Genomic DNA, 15,826 nt, shown 5'->3' on the forward strand with positions numbered 1-15,826 from the left:
CGACCCTTTCCTGACGTTCCTCAGAGCTCGATGCCGAGCAGTGCGTCGACCGCGTTCCGGATCAGCCCGGGCGCGGCCGGGTCGGTGCCGGAGCGGTTCAGCGCCTGCTCCACCCAGGCGTCGACGGCCGCGAGCGCCTTGGGCGTGTCGAGGTCGTCGGTGAGGTGTTCACGCAGCCGCGCGACGGTGTCCTCCGCGGCGGGGCCCGTGGCGAGAGAGACAGCTTCACGCCAGCGCGCCAGCTGCGCCTCGGCATCCGACTGCAACTGCGCGGTCCACGGCCGGTCCTCGCGGTAGTGGCCGGCGAACAGCGCGAGCCGGATCGTGCCGGGGTCGACCTTGTCGGCGCGCAGCCGCGAGACGAACACGAGGTTCCCGCGCGACTTCGACATCTTCTCGCCGTCGAGGCCGATCATCCCGGCGTGTACGTAGTGCCGCGCGAACGGCCTGTCCCCCGCGACGGCCTCCGCGTGCGCGGCGCTGTACTCGTGGTGGGGGAAGATCAGGTCCGAGCCGCCGCCCTGGACGTCGAAACCGAGACCGAGCCGGTTGACTGCGATCGCGCTGCACTCGATATGCCAGCCGGGCCTGCCCGCGCCCAGTTCGGACTCCCACGATGGCTCGCCCGGCCGCGCCATCCGCCACAGCAGCGCGTCCAGCGGGTGCTGCTTGCCGGGACGGTCCGGGTCGCCGCCGCGTTCGGCGAAGAACTTCGCCATGGTCTCGGCGTCGTAGTTCGACTCGGAACCGAAGTGCCCGGTGGCGTTGTGGTCGAAGTAGATGTCCGGGTACTCCGCGTCGTCCGCGCGGTAGGCGCTGCCGTTGGCCAGCAGCTTGGCGATGACCTCGACGATCTCCGGGATGCTCTCGACGGCCCCGACGAACTGCCGCGGCGGCAGCACCCGCAACGCGGTCATGTCCTCGCGGAACAGCGCCGTCTCACGCATGCCGAGGACGACCCAGTCGTCCTTGTCCCGTTCGGCGCGCTCCAACAGGGGCTCGTCGATGTCCGTCACGTTCTGCACGTAGTGGACTTCGTGCCCGGCGTCCCGCCACAGGCGGTTCACCAGGTCGAACGTCAGGTACGTGGCCGCGTGCCCCAGATGGGTGGCGTCGTACGGCGTGATGCCGCAGACGTACATCCGGGCGGTGGGCCCGGGCGCGGTGGGACGGATCTGTCCCGTCGCGGTGTCGTGGAGCCGCAGCGGACGGGGGGTGCCGGGGATACGGGGCACGTCGACCGATGACCAAGTCTGCATACCCCGACTGTAAGCGGAGCCGCCGCGCCGTTCCCGCCCGGTGGGAGACGAACACGGCCGGAGTAACCGGACCGCTATCCGGCGGCCCGGTCCGCGTTGGCGTGAACGGCGTCCCGGATGTACTCGCCGAGGCCCGGCCGCTGGTCCGGCTCGCGCACCAGGAAGCCGAGCTGGACCGGTTCGGTCGCGTACAGCCGGGCGAGCTCGCGGTGCGTCGTGAGGTCGCAGTCGCCCATGAACGCCGCGAGCATCCGACGGTGTTCTTCGGCGAGGTCCATCGCCGACGAACTGTCGGCGGGCGCGCCGGAGTCGAAGACGGCGAGCAACCGCCTGACCCAGTCTTCCCGGCTCTTCTCCGCTTCGAGCCATTCCTCCTTGGACCGCGGCCGGGCCGCCGCCCGCCACTGCGGGGTATCACCCCATCGACGGACGGCCTCCTCCGCGTAGCCCTCCGGCTCACGGAACTCGCCGAAGACCTCGAACCGCTCCTCCGGGGTCAGCGCGTTCCCGGCCTCCTTCGCCGCGATCACCCGCTCGACGGATTCGGCCATCCGCGTCAGCTCGCCGATCCGGTCGGCGAGTAACGCACGCTGACGCCGCAGGTGCTCCAGCGCGTCCACGCCCGGATCTTCGATCACCTTCGCGATCGTTTCGAGGCCGAAGCCGAGTTCCCGGTAGAACAGGACGCGCTGGAGGCGGTCGAGGTCGTCGTCGCTGTAGCTGCGATACCCCGCGGCCGTCCGCCCGCTCGGGGACAGCAGGCCGATCTCGTCGTAGTGGTGCAGCGTGCGCACGGTGACGCCCGAGAGCGCCGCCACCTTCCCGACCGGATACCCCATCGGGCCAGCGTAGGCGAGTTCAGCGCTTCCTGGTCCGCAGGTAGTCGCCGACCACGGCGGCACCGAGCCCGTCGAGGTCGGGAGCGACCACCCGGCCGCCGGAGCGGCGGGCGAGCAGGTCGACGAACTCCGTCAGCCGCGGGTCGTCCCCGAGCCGGAACACCGTCACCGACGCACCAAGCTTCGCCATCCGGTCCACTTCGGACAGGGTCTTCAGCAACGTCCTCGGCTGGGGCGGATAGTCGAATTCCGCCGATCCGTCCGGTTCCAGATGCGCGGTCGGCTCGCCGTCGGTGACCATCAGGACCACCGGCTGCGCGTCGGGATGCCGCCGCAGATGCCGTCCGGCCAGGAGCAGCGCGTGGTGGGCGTTGGTGCCCTGTTCCCAAGCGCCTTCCAAGCCCACCAGTTCGGCCAGCTCGACCGATGTCGCGTAACGGCCGAAGGTGATCAGCTGGAGAGCGTCGTTGCGGAACCGGGTGCTGATCAGCTGGTGCAGCGCGAGCGCCGTCCGCTTCATCGGCAGCCAGCGGCCCTCCTGCACCATCGACCACGAGGTGTCCACGAGCAACGCCACCGCCGCGCGCGACCGGTGCTCGGTCTCGATCACCTCGACGTCCGAGACGTCCATCCGGACCGATCGCTCCCCCACCGAAACCGAGCGCAGCACGGAGTTGCGGACCGTCCTGGAGACGTCCCACGGCTGCATGTCCCCGAACCGCCACGGCCTGGTCGCGCCGGTCGGTTCGCCCGCGGCGCCGGCGGACTCGGTCTCCCGCTGCCCGGTCTTGCCCCGCAGCGTGTTCACGACGTCCGCGAGAGCCGTCTCGCCCAGCCGCCGCAAAGCCTTGGGCGACAAGCGAAGCGTGCCATCGGGAGCACGTTCGAAGAGTCCTTGCCGCCGGAGTTCACGTTCCAGTTCGGACAGCCGCCGCGCGTCGACACCGGCGTCCGGCCCGAGCTGACGTTCGAGCGCGTCGACGTCGATGTCCTCCAGCCTGGCGCCGGGATACGACTGGCCGAGCTGTTCGGCCAGCGCGTCCAGTTCGGCGAGATCGGACATCGCCCGGGCACCCTCGCCGAGACCCATCGGATCGTTGCCACGGAACCGTTCCGAAGACGTCCAGTCCTCGCCGGGCCGCAGCGACCGCAGCTGGGCATCCAAAGTGGACAGTTGCTGCGCGAGCCGGGGGTCGCCGAACGCCTGCTGGGACAGTTCGGCCAGTTCTGCCCGCTGTTCGGGGGTCAATGAGTTCAGCATCCGTTGCGCGGCCGCAGCGCGGGCGGCGAGGACGTCGATCAGCTCCTCGACGTTCTGCGGGTTCTCCGGGAAGAACTCGCCGTGCCGGCGCATGAACTCCGCGAACCGTTCCGGGACGTCCTCACGGCCCTGGGCGTGCGCCGCCAGGAGGTCGTTGAGGTCGGCGAGCATGCGGTTGGCCTGCTCGACCTGCTCCGGCCCGGCGTTCCGCAGCGCCTCCTTCATCCCCTCGAACCGGGAATCCAGCAGCTCACGGCCGAGCAGGTCGCGGATCTTCTCGTAGTTCTCCCTGCCCTCCCGCGAACGCCAGTCGTACTCGGCGAGTTCGCGCACCGCCGCGGCCGTCCCCGGCGGCAACGCGTCCAGCTGCGCCTCGCGGAACCGGGCGTCGTCGTCCGGATCAGGGAACAGTTCGCGTCGCTCGGCCTCCAGCGCCTGGTCGAGAAGCCGCTGAACCTCTTGGAGCGTGCCGTCGAGCCGGTGCCGCCGCTGGATCTCCGACCGGCGCTGCCAGAGCCGCCTGGTCAGTTCGTCGAGCCCGGCGGTGCGCGGGGTGCCGCGCCGCAGCAGCTCTTCGAGCGCGGATCGGGGCGACGCGCCCGCCATGACGTCGCGACCGATCTCGTCGAGCGCGTCCCGCAGATCCGCGGGCGGCGCCAGCGGATCGGGACCGTCGTGCCACGGCCCGTACGAATAGCCTTCCGGGAGGAAACTCATCGGCCGTAGACGGTCGTCGAGTCGTCCGAGTCCTTGGCGAGTCTCCTCGACAGGAACAGGGATTCCAGCGCCAGCTCGACCGCGGCCGCGATACGCCCGGCCGGTTCGTCCGGTGCGACGCCCGCACGCGCGGCGACGTCGTGCAGGACCGGCAGTTCCGGCAGCGCGGCGAGGACGTCCTTGCCGGGTACGCGTTCCCCGGTGGCGACAAGATGCCCGGACTCGACGGCGTCGGCCAGTGGCAGCAGGTCCAGGCCGGCGAACCGCGAGCGGGCCGTCTCCGCGACCGCCCGGCGCAGCAGATGCACGAGGTGTTCGGTCTCGCGTCCTTCCTCCCCCGGCTCGAATTCGAGCTTGCCGCGCAGGACGGCGGGCACGGCGTCGAGATCGACCGGGCGCGCCACCGCAGGCTCCTCACCGGTCAGCGCGGACCGGCGCAACGCCGCGGCACCGACCGTTTCCGCCGCGGCGACGGCGAACCGGGCCGAAACGCCGGACCGCTGGTCGATCACCGGCGACTCACGCAGGTTCCGCACGAACCGGGCGAGCACCTCCAGCAGTGGCTCGCCGACCTCGGCGACCAGATGGGCCTCCTGCCGCACGACCGCGATCTCCGCCTCGACGTCGAGCGGGTAGTGGGTGCGGATCTCGGCGCCGAACCGGTCCTTGAGCGGGGTGATGATCCGGCCGCGGTTGGTGTAGTCCTCGGGGTTGGCGGTCGCCACCAGCAGCACGTCCAGCGGCAGGCGCAGGGTGTAGCCGCGCACCTGGATGTCGCGTTCCTCCATCACGTTCAGCAGCGCGACCTGGATGCGTTCGGCGAGGTCCGGCAGTTCGTTGATCGCCACGATGCCGCGGTGGGCGCGCGGCACGAGTCCGAAGTGGATGGTCTCGGGATCGCCGAGGCTGCGGCCTTCCGCGACCTTCACCGGGTCGACGTCGCCGATGAGGTCGCCGACCGAGGTGTCCGGCGTGGCCAGCTTCTCCGTGTACCGGTCTTCGCGGTGACGCCAGGTCACGGGGAGGGCGTCGCCGAGTTCGGCGGCGCGACGGCGCGATTCCGGGGTGATCGGGTCGAGCGGGTGCTCACCCAGCTCGGCACCCTCGATGACGGGCGTCCATTCGTCGAGAAGTCCCACGAGGGTGCGCAGCAGCCGGGTCTTGCCCTGGCCGCGTTCGCCGAGGAGGACGACGTCGTGGCCGGCCAGCAGCGCGCGTTCCAGTTGCGGCAGCACCGTGCGGGAGAAGCCGACGATCCCGGGCCAGGCGTCTTCGCCGTCACGCAGCTTGGCGAGCAGGTTGTCGTGCAGTTCTTGGTTGATCGACCGCGGCAGGTGACCCGCCGCGCGGAGGTCCCCGGCGGTCCGGGGCAGGTTTGCGGGAACATCGTTCACCCGTTCGACGCTACGTCGCGGGCGTGGCCGCTGTCGACGTGAAGCAACTCCAGCTCCACGGCGAACGGCCAACGCGACCCTTTCCTGGTTTCGCCGAAAGCACGACTAAAATCAGCCCGGTGTGCCGTCCTAGTGCGACCCTCGCGGTCTGGTCCTCGGCGTGGCTGAACGGAGCCGCGGCCTCCGACGACATCCTTGACGCCCTGCAGGTCTGGGGCGAAGCCCACGACTTCGTCGCCGCGGACGCGGCCGCCGCCGAGGCGTTCGACCTGCCGCTCGCGTTCAACCGGGCCGCGACCCCGGTCCAGCTGCTGCTCGCCCTCCGTTCGCAGGGGGCGAAGAGCATGCAGCTGGTGCTCCCGGTGCCCGGGGACGTGCGGGGGCTGGGTGGCGGCGGGCCGTTCGCCGAGGCGGCGCTGCGGACCGGCGAGGCCGTCGTGCTGCCGGATCTCGGCTACGGCGTGGTCCCCGAGGCGATCGCCGAAGGTCTCATGCGCTGGACCGTGTACTCGGTGCCCATGCCCGGCGTCCTCGAATACCGCCCGCTGGGTGAGGCCGAACACGGCCTGACCGACGCGATCCGCGCGAGCGCGGGTGCGCTGCAGACGCTGGACGTCGCCAGCGAACGGCCAGGGGTGCGTGCCGAGCTCTCGGCACGGCTCCGCGCGGCCACCGACGCGCCCTGGCCCGCCGGAATGCCCAGCCGGGCGCTGCGGGTGCTCCAGCGGTCCCAGGAGATCGCGGCGATCCTCGCCATCGCTGAATCCGATGACCCGGGTGGCGCGCTCTCGTCGTCGGCGGCGCTTCGGCGGGCGGAGGCCTTGCGGCCGCTGACCGAGGCCGTCCGCAACGCCCGGTGCGCGGCGATCAACGAAGCGGTGCGGGTGTTCGCCGAGCAGGGTGACAGGCACCCGTAGCCGGGTTCAGGCGGCCACGGTGTGCTTGCGCTGGATCCGTTCGGCATACCGGACGGACCACAGCGAAAGGCCGCCGATGACGGCCAGCAGCAGGATCACGCTGAGCGCGTTCATCACGTCGGCGGACAGGGTGTAGACCAGCGGCACCCGGACCGCGGCTTCCAGCAGCAGCGCCACTCCCCACACCGCCGACATCCGGGTGAACGCCCGCCGGAAAGCGGGGACCTCGTCACTGAGGCGGTCGATCTCCGCGCGTTTCGCAGCGCTGGAACCGGCGCGCACGGCGACGAGCACCATGGGCGTGCGACTGAAGCAGCTCAGCAACAGCACGATCGCGGCGGTCGCGGTGGCGAAGGATTCCTTCAGCAGCAAGAACTTCGCGTCACCGGTGACCAGCGAGAGCACGAGCCCGACCCCGAGCACACCGGCCAGCAACGCGGCGAAGCCGTCGAACGACCGGTCGCGAACGGCGACCCACGCGATCCGCGCCGCCGCCAGTCCCGCCCCGGCGAGCAGCGAAACCTGCTCGCTCTGGCCGGCCAGCCGGAGCCCGTAGTACGCGGCCAACGGGAGCGCCACGTCCCAGAGCAGCAACGACAGCGTGGGATTCCTGCCGCGCGCGGTCACGAGCCCGCTTCGCAGTCGGCCAGGAACTTCAGGACCCGCGTGTTGACCTCGGCCGCGGATTCCCCGGCGATGGCGTGGGTCGCCGACGGCCACAGTTCGACCTGTCCCCGCGGCAGAAGCTCACGGGCGCGGGCGGCCGCGCGGTCCGGGTCGTGGATGACGCTGCGCCCGGCGATCAGGGCCAGCACGGGCATCCGCAGCGAGCGCAACTGCTCGTCGGTGAACAACTTCGGCGACGGCAGGGCGATGCGGTAGGTCCGCATTCCCTCGTCGATCACCCGCGCGACCGGATCCGTGGCGTCGACCTCCGCGCCGCCGGAGATCCAGTTGAGGAACGACGGCCGGGCCCAGCGGTTGACGACGGGGATCGCGGTGAGGGTGGCGCGGACGACGAGTCCCGGGGTCAGTCCGCCGAAGGTCAGCACGGGGTCGATCACGGTGAGCGACCTCAGCCGTTCCGGCGCCCGCACCGCGAGGTTGGCGGCGAGCCAGCCACCGAACGAATACCCGATCAGGTGCACCGACGGCAGGTCGAGCTCCGCGAGCACCGTGGTCAGCCATGCGGCCTGATCCGCGCCGTCGCGGATCGGGACGGTCTGTTCGCTGCGGCCCGGCTCACCGATGAGGTCCACCGCGTAGACCTCGCCGTGCCCGAGCAGCGCCTTGAGGTTGGGCTCCCACATCACCGCGGTGCCCGCGCGACCGGGCAGTAGCACGATCGGTGTCCCGCCCGGTTCCCCGAACCGGTACACGCGCGCCACCCCGAACGCCGTCTGGATGTCGTGCACACCGGCCGGCGCGGGCAAGGCCGCCAAACCTCGGTCATAGACGGCCTCGTACTCGGCTCGCGCCGCCAACGAGGCGAAACCGCCCACCTTCATTCGCACCCCTCCTCTTTACGGTACGATCGGATTGTAAACAGTCGGTGAGAAGTTTGCAATCCGATCGGACTGCCAAAAGGAGGAGTGGGTGCCCAAGCGAGTCGATCACGAGGACCGGCGGCGGCAGATCGCCGCGGCCGTTCGCCGCATCGCGGCCGACCGGGGACTCGAAGGGGTCAGCCTGAACGAAGTCGCGGCCGAAGCCGGTATCTCGAAAGGCTTCGTCCAGCATTACTTCGCGTCACGGGACGACATGCTGCGCTTCGCGGCGACCACCCTGCGAGGCGGGATCGAGGAGCGCATCGCCACCCCATTTCGTGTCCGCGACCTGCTCGTCGCCTTGCTCCCCCTCGACGACGCCGGGCGGGACGACGCGCTGGTCGCCAACGCCTTCCTGGTGCGCGCGCTCAAGGATCCGGAGATCGCGGGTCACTTCCGGACGGGCCACGGACTGCTTCGCGACGCGGTGGCGGCCCTGATCGCCGCTGCCCAAGCGGACGGCGATCTCGCCCGGTCCGTCGACCCGGCCGCCGAAGCCGCCCTTCTGCTGGCGCTGGTCGCCGGTCTCGGTGATGCGGTGCTGCTCGGCTACCAGTCCGGCAATGAAGCGATCGCCCTGATCGATCTGCATCTGTCGAGGATCGCCGCCTGACCTTCACACCTTCCCAAGTACGTGAAGGCCCCCTTCACTGCGTCTAGCGCAAGGAAGGGGGCCTTCATGTACTTCAAGCCACTTACGGGCGCGCAGGCCTCTTCGCGGGCTCACAGCACCCGACCGCACAAGGCGCCCCGTTGATCGTGCACCCGGCCGCCGGGAACGACGACAGCTTCCGCGCCGGCGCCCCGTCGATGTGCTCCCGGATCAGCTCCACGACGAGCTCCGCGAACCGCGGATCGGTGTCCGGAGTCGCGGCCCGCGCGAAGCCCATACCGTGCTCCGCGGCCCGCTCGGCGGCCTCGTTGTCGAGGTCCCAGATCACCTCGAGGTGGTCGGACACGAACCCGACCGGGCAGACGACCACCGACGTGACGCCTTCCGCGTGCAGCGCGTCGATGTGGTCGACGATGTCCGGCTCCAGCCACGGCACCTGCGGCGGGCCGGAGCGCGACTGCCAGACGACGTCGTAGGTCTCGATCCCCGCTTCGGCCGCGACGAGCCGGGCCGCTTCGGCGATCTGGCGCGAGTAACGCCGTCCGCCTTCCGAAGGCGGGCCGGACGCCTTGTCGGCGGACTCGGGCACCGAGTGCGCGCAGAACACCGTCCTGGTCCCGGGCTGGTTCCCCAGCTTCGCGTGCGCGGCCCGGACGGCGTCGGCGAAGGCGGCGATGAACAGCGGGTGATCGAAGAACTGCCGCAGCTTCACCAGTTCCGGCGCACCGTCGCCAACCGACGCGCGGGCACGCTCGATGTCCTCGTCGTACTGGCGGCAGGCGGAATAGCCGCCGTACGCGCTCGTCGGGAAGACCAGGACGCGCTGAGCACCCGCCTCGGTGATTTCGGCCAGGGTGTCCTCGACCATCGGCCGCCAGTTGCGGTTGCCGAAGTGGACGGGCAGATCGATCCCGGCCGCCGCGAGTCGCTTCTCGACCGCGGAGATCGCGTCCCGGTTCAGCCGGTTGATCGGCGACACCCCGCCGAAGTGCTGGTAGTGCTCGGAGACCTCGAGCAGCCGTTCCCGGGGGACCCCCCGGCCCCGCGTGACGTTCTCCAGGAACGGCATCACCTCGTCGGGTCCCTCGGGACCACCGAACGAAAGCCAAAGCAGCGCGTCGTAACCCACCCCGCCATCTTGCCGTTGTGGCGCCCCGCACGCTGACCCGGCCCGTTTTGAACCGACCGATCCAAAACCTGGTACGGCCGCTTCCATGGCCAGGCCGAAGGAATTCGACGAGCGCGCCGCGGTCGGGCGCGCCATGGACGCGTTCTGGGCACGCGGTTACGAGGGCACGTCGACGCAGGCCCTCTGCGAAGCCACCGGTTTGGGCCGCAGCAGCATCTACAACACCTTCACCAGCAAGCACGCCTTGTTCATGCGCGCGCTCGACCACTACGCCGAACGCGGGATCACGGCCAGGACCGCCTTGCTGGAGGAATCCGGGACCGGCGTCGAGCGGTTCCGCGCCCTGTTCGCGTACACGATCGACGAGGAAGTCGAGCATCCCGGCCGGGGCTGCCTCGTGGTCAACACGGTGGCGGAGTTCGGCGAGCGCGATCCCGAGATCAAGGCGCGGATCGACGCCGACACCCGGCGGCACATCGCCCTTCTTTCGGCCTGCGCCAAGGAAGGGCAGCTGGACGGGACGATCGACGGCGGTCGCGAGCCCGGCGCCGTCGCCGAGTTCGCGCACAGCACCGTCGCCGGGCTCAGGCTGATGTCCCGGCGCGGCGCCGGACGAGCGGCCATGGAGGCCGTCGCGGCCATTGCCCTGGATGCGATCGCCGCGAAGTAGATCGAACGAACCCTGTGCGCAACGCTGCCCACATTTTGGACCGAACGATACAAAACTGGAGGGATTTCCCGTGCCTTTGGCGGTCTGCGTACTCGGGCTGAGCGTGTTCGCGCTCGGCACCTCCGAGTTCATGATCACCGGCCTGCTCCCCGGGATGGCGGCCGATCTGAACGTCGGCATCCCGGAGGCCGGGCTGCTCATCTCGGCCTTCGCGATCGGCATGGTCGTCGGCGCTCCCCTGCTCGCGATCGCGACACTGAGGGTGCCGAGGCGCGCCACCCTGATGGCCCTGCTCGTCGTCTTCGGGCTCTCGCACGTCGTCGGCGCGCTGGGCTCGGGGTACGCCCTGCTCTTCGCGACGCGCGTCGTCAGCGCCGTCGCGTGCGCCGGATTCTGGGCGGTCGCGGCGGCCACCGCGGTCGCGCTCGTCCCGGTCGAGCGCCGCGGCCGCGCGCTGGCCATCCTGGTCGGCGGCCTCACCGTCGCGAACATCGCCGGCGTCCCCGCCGGGACCTTCCTCGGCCAGCACGCGGGCTGGCGGGCGGCGTTCTGGGCGGTCACGGCGCTGACCGTGATCGCGCTGATCGGGGTCTTCGCCCTGGTCCCGGAGACCCAGAACGGTGAGGACAAGACCGACGTCGCGACCGAACTGCGGCTCTACCGGGGCGGCCGCTTCTGGCTGGCGCTCGGCGTGATCGCGCTCGCGCAGGCGATGATCTTCGCGACCTTCAGCTATCTCGCGCCCCTGCTGACCGAGGTCGCCGGGCTGCCGGAAAGCTGGGTGCCGGGCGTGCTCTCCCTGTTCGGGCTCGGCGCGCTGATCGGGATCACCGCCGGCGGCAGGCTCGCCGACGCGAGGCCCTTCGCGACCCTCTACGGCGGCCTAGCCGTAGCCCTGCTCGCTCTGGTGCTGCTCGCGGTCTCCGGTCCGGCGACGCCGGTCGCGATCTTCGCCGTCTTCCTGTTCGGCGTCGCCGGGTTCGGGGTCAATCCCGCCCTGAACGTCCGCGCCTTCGCCGTGGCGGGCAACGCGCCCACGCTCGTCGGCGCGAGCACGACCGCCGCGTTCAACGTCGGCAACACCGTCGGCCCGTGGCTCGGCGGCGAGTCGATCGACGCCGGACTCGGCTACCCGAGCGTGGCGTGGGTGAGCGTCGGGCTCGGGGTCGCCACCGTCGTCGCACTCACCTTCGCCGCCGGTGTCCAGCGCACCGACGACACCCGGCTGCTCCGCGAACCCGTTACCCAGTAAGGAGAATCATGTCCGAACGCACCAAGGCCACCCTCGACGAGTTCTTCCGCCGAATGTCCACAGGAGACACTGACGGCGCCACGGAACTCTTCGCCGACAGCGTCGCGTGGGACATCCCCGGCGCGACGGATCTGGTCCCGTGGATCGGCCCGCGCCGGAACCGGGCGGAAATCCGTGAGTTCTACGACCTGCTCGACAAGGGCCTGATCAAGGACCGGTTCGACGTCGAACGCGTCTTCGTCGACGGGCCGCACGCGGTCGCGGTCGGCCGCCTGCGCTCGACGATCCGCAGCACCGGCAAGGTGATCCAGACGGCCTTCAGCCTCGAGTTCGAAGTGGACGACGACGGCCGGATCACCAAGTACCTGATGCTCGAGGACTCCTGGCACGTCGCGAACGCCGTCCAGCCCTGAGGTACATGAAGGCCCCCATCCTTGCGTCAGGCGCAAGGATGGGGGCCCTCATGTACTCGCGAACTCAGATGCCGAGGGCGTGCACTCCGCCGTCGACCATGATCATCGAGCCGGTGGTGGCGGGCAGCCAGTCCGACAGGACGGCGCAGACGGATTTCGCCGTCGGGTCCGGGTCGGAGCTGTCCCAGCCGAGCGGCGCGCGGTCGCCCCAGCCCTCCTCCAGCTCGGAGAAGCCCGGGATCGACTTCGCGGCCATGGTCTTCATCGGACCGGCGCTGACCAGGTTGACCCGGATCCCCTTCGGCCCGAGGTCGCGCGCCAGGTACCGGTTCACCGACTCCAGCGCCGCCTTCGCCACGCCCATCCAGTTGTAGACGGGCCACGCGACGCGCGCGTCGAAGTCCATGCCGACGATCGACGAACCGCGCGAGAGCAGCGGCAGCGTCGCGACGGCCAGGGCCTTGAAGGAGAACGCCGAGACGTCGACGGCCACCTTCACGTCCTCGCCCGGGGCGTCCAGGAACGGCGCGCCGAGGCAGGACTGCGGGGCGAACCCGATCGAGTGCAGCACGCCGTCGAGCCCGTCGACGTGCTCACGCACGCGGTCGGCGAGCGAGTCGAGGTGCTCCTGGTTGGTGACGTCCAGCTCCAGCACCGGCGCCGGCTCGGGGAGCCGCTTGGCGATGCGCTCGACGAGCGACAGCCTGCCGAAGCCGGTGAGCACGACCTTCGCGCCCTCCTGCTGCGCGATCTTGGCCGCGTGGAACGCGAGCGAGGCGTCGGTGATGACGCCGGTGATCAGCAGGCGCTTGCCTTCGAGCAGTCCTGGCACGGGACCTCCAGTCCGGAGTGGTTTGCGATCGGTACGGGAAAACGGGGACGTCAGTGGCCCATGCCGAGGCCGCCGTCGACCGGCAGCACCGCACCGTTGACGTAACCCGCCTCTTCGGAGGCGAGGTAGCGGACGGCGGCGGCGATCTCCGACGGCTCGGCGTACCGGCCGGAGGGAACCTGGGCGAGGATCTCCTTCTTGCGGTCCTCGCCGAGCTCGTCGGTCATGTCCGTGGCGACGAAGCCCGGCGCGATGACGTTCGAGGTGATGTTGCGCGAGCCCAGCTCACGCGCGAGCGAGCGGGCGAGACCGACGAGGCCCGCCTTGCTGGCCGCGTAGTTGACCTGACCGGCCGAACCGGTGAGGCCCACGACGGACGAGATGAAGATGTAGCGGCCCCACTTGCCCCGCAGCATGCCGCGGGAAGCGCGCTTGGCGACCCGGTACGCGCCGGTGAGGTTGGCGTCGACCACGCGGGTGAACTGCTCCTCGCTCATGCGCATGAGGAGGGTGTCGTCGGTCATCCCGGCGTTCGCGACGAGGACCTCGACCGGGCCCTGGTGCTCCTCGACGAGCTTGAACGCGGCGTCGATCTGCTCGGCGTCCGTGACGTCGGCCTGCACCCCGAAGAGGCCTTCGGGCGCGCCGGAACCGCGGTGCGTGATCGCGACCTTGTGCCCCTGCGCCGCGAGGTCCTTCGCGATCGCCAAACCGATGCCGCGGTTGCCGCCGGTGACCAGTACCGACCGTCCCACAGAGCTCTCCTCGCCTCGTCCTGTCGCGCTGACGGCACTGAGGTTATCGGCTCGCCAGGTTCACGCCGGAGCCGCGCCACCCCTACCTTCGGGTAACCGCGACCGTCCTAAGCGGATGTTAGGAACCGCGCCGAAACCTTGCCCGGCGGTCACGGATTGTTCACCGTGAGCCGGAACACAGGAGGTCAAAGATGACAACCCGGATCGGCGAAGCGTCGCCGCCCGTGAGCGAACGTCGAGTCGTCGGCAACGTGCTGCGCGGCTCGATCGGCAACCTGGTCGAGTGGTACGACTGGTACGCCTACGCCGCCTTCACCACGTACTTCGCGAAGTCCTTCTTCCCCACCAAGGACACGACGGCGGCCTTCCTCGGCACCGCGGCGGTGTTCGCGGTCGGCTTCCTCATGCGGCCGCTCGGCGGCTGGATGCTGGGCCGGTTCGCCGATCGCTTCGGGCGACGAAGCGCACTCGTGCTTTCCGTCACGTTGATGGCGACGGGGTCGCTGATGATCGCCGTGACGCCGACCTACGCCACGATCGGGATCGCCGCGCCGATCCTGCTGCTGGTGGCCCGGCTCATCCAAGGACTCTCGGTCGGCGGCGAATATTCGACCTCCGCGACCTATCTGTCCGAAGTGGCCACTCCGGGCAAACGCGGCTTCTACTCCAGCTTCCAGTACGTGACGCTGTACGGCGGTCAGCTGCTGGCGCTGGGTCTCCAGCTGCTCCTGCAGGCCGTGCTGACCGAGCAGCAGCTGACCTCGTGGGGCTGGCGGATCGCCTTCGTCGTCGGCGCGCTCGCCGCGGTCGTGGTGATGATCCTGCGCCGCGGGATGGACGAGTCGGCCAGTTTCGAGGAGACCAAGGCCTCCGGCACCGGCAAGGACGCGGGCGACAAGGGCACCCTGCGCGCGCTGATCAAGTACCCCAAGGAGATCGCGCTCGTCGTCGGCCTCACGCTCGGCGGCACGGTGTCGTTCTACACCTTCGCCACCTACAGCCAGAAGTTCATGGAGAACACCGCGGGCATCCCGCGCCGGACGGTCACGCTGATCCTGTTCTGCGCGATCCTCGTCGCCGCGATCCTGCAGCCGTTCGCGGGCAAGCTCTCCGACCGCATCGGCCGCCGTCCGCTGCTGATGTTCTTCGGGATCGCCGGCACGCTGCTGACCGTCCCGATCATGACGCTGATGGGCGGGACGAAGCAGCCGGTGCTCGCCTTCCTGCTGATGCTGGCCGGGCTGGTGATCGTCACCGGGTACACCTCGATCAACGCGATCGTGAAGGCCGAGCTGTTCCCGACGAAGATCCGCGCGATCGGCGTCGGTCTCCCCTACGCGCTCACCGTGGCGATCTTCGGTGGCACCGCCGAGCTCATCGCGCAGGCGCTGAAGGGCGCGGGCCACGAATCGGTGTTCTTCTACTACGTCGCGGGCTGTGTCCTGGTGTCGCTGATCGTGTACGGCACAATGCGGGAAACCTCGAAGACCTCGGAGCTGGAGAAGAAGCGGCCCGAGTCCGAGCTCGTGTCCGGCCGCGAAGGCTAGGCGGGAAGGTGTGGCCGTGCGGGTGCTGCTCGTCGAGGACGACGCCGGTGTCGCCGACGCGCTCGCCGAAGCGCTGCAGTCACGCGGCCACACCGTCTCCCACGCGATCCGCGGCAGCGACGCGCTGCACCGGCATCGCGCCGCCGACGTGATCCTGCTGGATCTCAACCTGCCCGACATGCACGGGCTCGACGTGCTCAGGAAGGTCCGTCAGGTGTCGCCGGTACCGGTTCTCGTGCTCACCGCGAGCGGGGACGAGCGGTCCGTGGTGCGCGGGCTGCGGCTCGGCGCCGACGACTACCTGACCAAACCCGTCCGCCTCGCCGAACTGCTGGCGAGGATGGACGCGGTCGTCCGTCGTGCCTCCGTCTCCGCGGCACCGCAGGACGGTGTCGTGCGTGTCGAGGACGTCGAGATCGACCTCGGCGCGCGGCGAGTGCTGGTCGACGGGCACGACATCGGGCTCACCGCCAAGGAGTTCGCCGTCCTGGCGGTACTCGCCGCCCGGCCGGGCACCGCGGTGAGCCGCCAGCAGCTGATGGACGAGGTCTGGGGCGACGCGTACCTCGCCGTCTCCCGTTCGCTCGACGTGCACCTGACCCAGCTGCGCGCGAAGCTCGACCGGCCGGGACTGCTGACCACCATCCGGGGTTTCGGCTACCGGCTCGGCCGGGGCTGACC

Annotated in this window: 16 protein-coding genes; 7 read left to right on the forward strand and 9 right to left on the reverse strand. The window is 70.3% G+C overall.

What is annotated here, in order from left to right; translation table 11 throughout:
• Positions 1 to 20 precede the first annotated feature (20 nt).
• From mshC to DMC64_RS16120, 4 genes are all read right to left on the reverse strand, one after another.
• Positions 21 to 1,259, reverse strand: coding sequence for a cysteine--1-D-myo-inosityl 2-amino-2-deoxy-alpha-D-glucopyranoside ligase (mshC, locus tag DMC64_RS16105; RefSeq protein ID WP_125734170.1), 1,239 nt, complete (start codon positions 1,257 to 1,259; stop codon positions 21 to 23).
• Positions 1,260 to 1,333: 74 nt separating this feature from the next.
• Positions 1,334 to 2,098 (reverse strand): MerR family transcriptional regulator, encoded by a 765-nt coding sequence (locus DMC64_RS16110; protein ID WP_037337443.1) that lies wholly within the window; start codon positions 2,096 to 2,098, stop codon positions 1,334 to 1,336.
• Positions 2,099 to 2,117: 19 nt separating this feature from the next.
• On the reverse strand, positions 2,118 to 4,076 hold the full coding sequence (locus DMC64_RS16115) for a VWA domain-containing protein (protein ID WP_125734171.1): 1,959 nt from the start codon (positions 4,074 to 4,076) through the stop codon (positions 2,118 to 2,120).
• Positions 4,073 to 5,470, reverse strand: a complete 1,398-nt coding sequence (locus tag DMC64_RS16120) for an ATP-binding protein (protein WP_037337436.1) — start codon at positions 5,468 to 5,470, stop codon at positions 4,073 to 4,075. Before DMC64_RS16120 ends, DMC64_RS16115 begins: the two co-directional genes overlap by 4 nt.
• 119 nt (positions 5,471 to 5,589) lie before the next feature.
• On the opposite strand from DMC64_RS16120, the gene DMC64_RS16125 reads away from it, so the two are divergent.
• Positions 5,590 to 6,387 (forward strand): hypothetical protein, encoded by a 798-nt coding sequence (locus DMC64_RS16125; RefSeq protein ID WP_125734172.1) that lies wholly within the window; start codon positions 5,590 to 5,592, stop codon positions 6,385 to 6,387.
• A gap of 6 nt (positions 6,388 to 6,393) precedes the next feature.
• On the opposite strand, the gene DMC64_RS16130 is transcribed toward DMC64_RS16125, so the two are convergent.
• Positions 6,394 to 7,014, reverse strand: coding sequence for a VC0807 family protein (locus DMC64_RS16130; RefSeq protein ID WP_125734173.1), 621 nt, complete (start codon positions 7,012 to 7,014; stop codon positions 6,394 to 6,396).
• Positions 7,011 to 7,895: an alpha/beta fold hydrolase gene (locus tag DMC64_RS16135; protein WP_125734289.1), complete on the reverse strand. Its 885-nt coding sequence runs from the start codon at positions 7,893 to 7,895 to the stop codon at positions 7,011 to 7,013. The genes DMC64_RS16130 and DMC64_RS16135 overlap by 4 nt, the downstream gene beginning before the upstream one ends.
• Before the next feature lie 88 nt (positions 7,896 to 7,983).
• On the opposite strand from DMC64_RS16135, the gene DMC64_RS16140 reads away from it, so the two are divergent.
• Positions 7,984 to 8,547: a TetR/AcrR family transcriptional regulator gene (locus DMC64_RS16140; RefSeq protein WP_125734174.1), complete on the forward strand. Its 564-nt coding sequence runs from the start codon at positions 7,984 to 7,986 to the stop codon at positions 8,545 to 8,547.
• Positions 8,548 to 8,629: 82 nt separating this feature from the next.
• On the opposite strand, the gene DMC64_RS16145 is transcribed toward DMC64_RS16140, so the two are convergent.
• Positions 8,630 to 9,676, reverse strand: a complete 1,047-nt coding sequence (locus DMC64_RS16145; protein ID WP_125734175.1) for a ferrochelatase — start codon at positions 9,674 to 9,676, stop codon at positions 8,630 to 8,632.
• A gap of 85 nt (positions 9,677 to 9,761) precedes the next feature.
• Here DMC64_RS16145 and DMC64_RS16150 point away from each other — a divergent pair, with 85 nt between their 5' ends.
• The 3 genes from DMC64_RS16150 (at position 9,762) to DMC64_RS16160 (ending at position 12,011) form a co-directional block, all read left to right on the forward strand.
• Positions 9,762 to 10,346, forward strand: coding sequence for a TetR/AcrR family transcriptional regulator (locus DMC64_RS16150; RefSeq protein WP_125734176.1), 585 nt, complete (start codon positions 9,762 to 9,764; stop codon positions 10,344 to 10,346).
• 70 nt (positions 10,347 to 10,416) lie between these two features.
• Positions 10,417 to 11,598 (forward strand): Cmx/CmrA family chloramphenicol efflux MFS transporter, encoded by a 1,182-nt coding sequence (locus DMC64_RS16155; protein WP_125734177.1) that lies wholly within the window; start codon positions 10,417 to 10,419, stop codon positions 11,596 to 11,598.
• A gap of 8 nt (positions 11,599 to 11,606) precedes the next feature.
• Positions 11,607 to 12,011 (forward strand): nuclear transport factor 2 family protein, encoded by a 405-nt coding sequence (locus DMC64_RS16160; protein WP_073842842.1) that lies wholly within the window; start codon positions 11,607 to 11,609, stop codon positions 12,009 to 12,011.
• A gap of 64 nt (positions 12,012 to 12,075) precedes the next feature.
• On the opposite strand, the gene fabI is transcribed toward DMC64_RS16160, so the two are convergent.
• Positions 12,076 to 12,843 carry an enoyl-ACP reductase FabI gene (gene fabI / locus DMC64_RS16165; protein ID WP_016334126.1) on the reverse strand — a complete coding sequence of 256 codons (768 nt, stop codon included), beginning with the start codon at positions 12,841 to 12,843 and terminating at the stop codon, positions 12,076 to 12,078.
• Positions 12,844 to 12,893: 50 nt separating this feature from the next.
• Positions 12,894 to 13,598 carry a beta-ketoacyl-ACP reductase gene (gene fabG, locus DMC64_RS16170; protein ID WP_016334125.1) on the reverse strand — a complete coding sequence of 235 codons (705 nt, stop codon included), beginning with the start codon at positions 13,596 to 13,598 and terminating at the stop codon, positions 12,894 to 12,896.
• A gap of 191 nt (positions 13,599 to 13,789) precedes the next feature.
• Between fabG and DMC64_RS16175 the strand changes: the two genes are divergently transcribed.
• Both DMC64_RS16175 and DMC64_RS16180 read left to right on the forward strand, forming a co-directional pair.
• On the forward strand, positions 13,790 to 15,145 hold the full coding sequence (locus DMC64_RS16175; protein ID WP_125734178.1) for an MFS transporter: 1,356 nt from the start codon (positions 13,790 to 13,792) through the stop codon (positions 15,143 to 15,145).
• Positions 15,146 to 15,155: 10 nt separating this feature from the next.
• Entirely contained in the window at positions 15,156 to 15,824 is a 669-nt protein-coding gene (locus DMC64_RS16180) for a response regulator transcription factor (RefSeq protein WP_125734179.1), read from the forward strand.
• The last annotated feature ends 2 nt before the right edge of the window (positions 15,825 to 15,826 follow it).

It is taken from the genome of Amycolatopsis sp. WAC 04197 (genome assembly GCF_003947475.1).
Classification (GTDB): Bacteria; Actinomycetota; Actinomycetes; order Mycobacteriales; family Pseudonocardiaceae; genus Amycolatopsis; species Amycolatopsis japonica.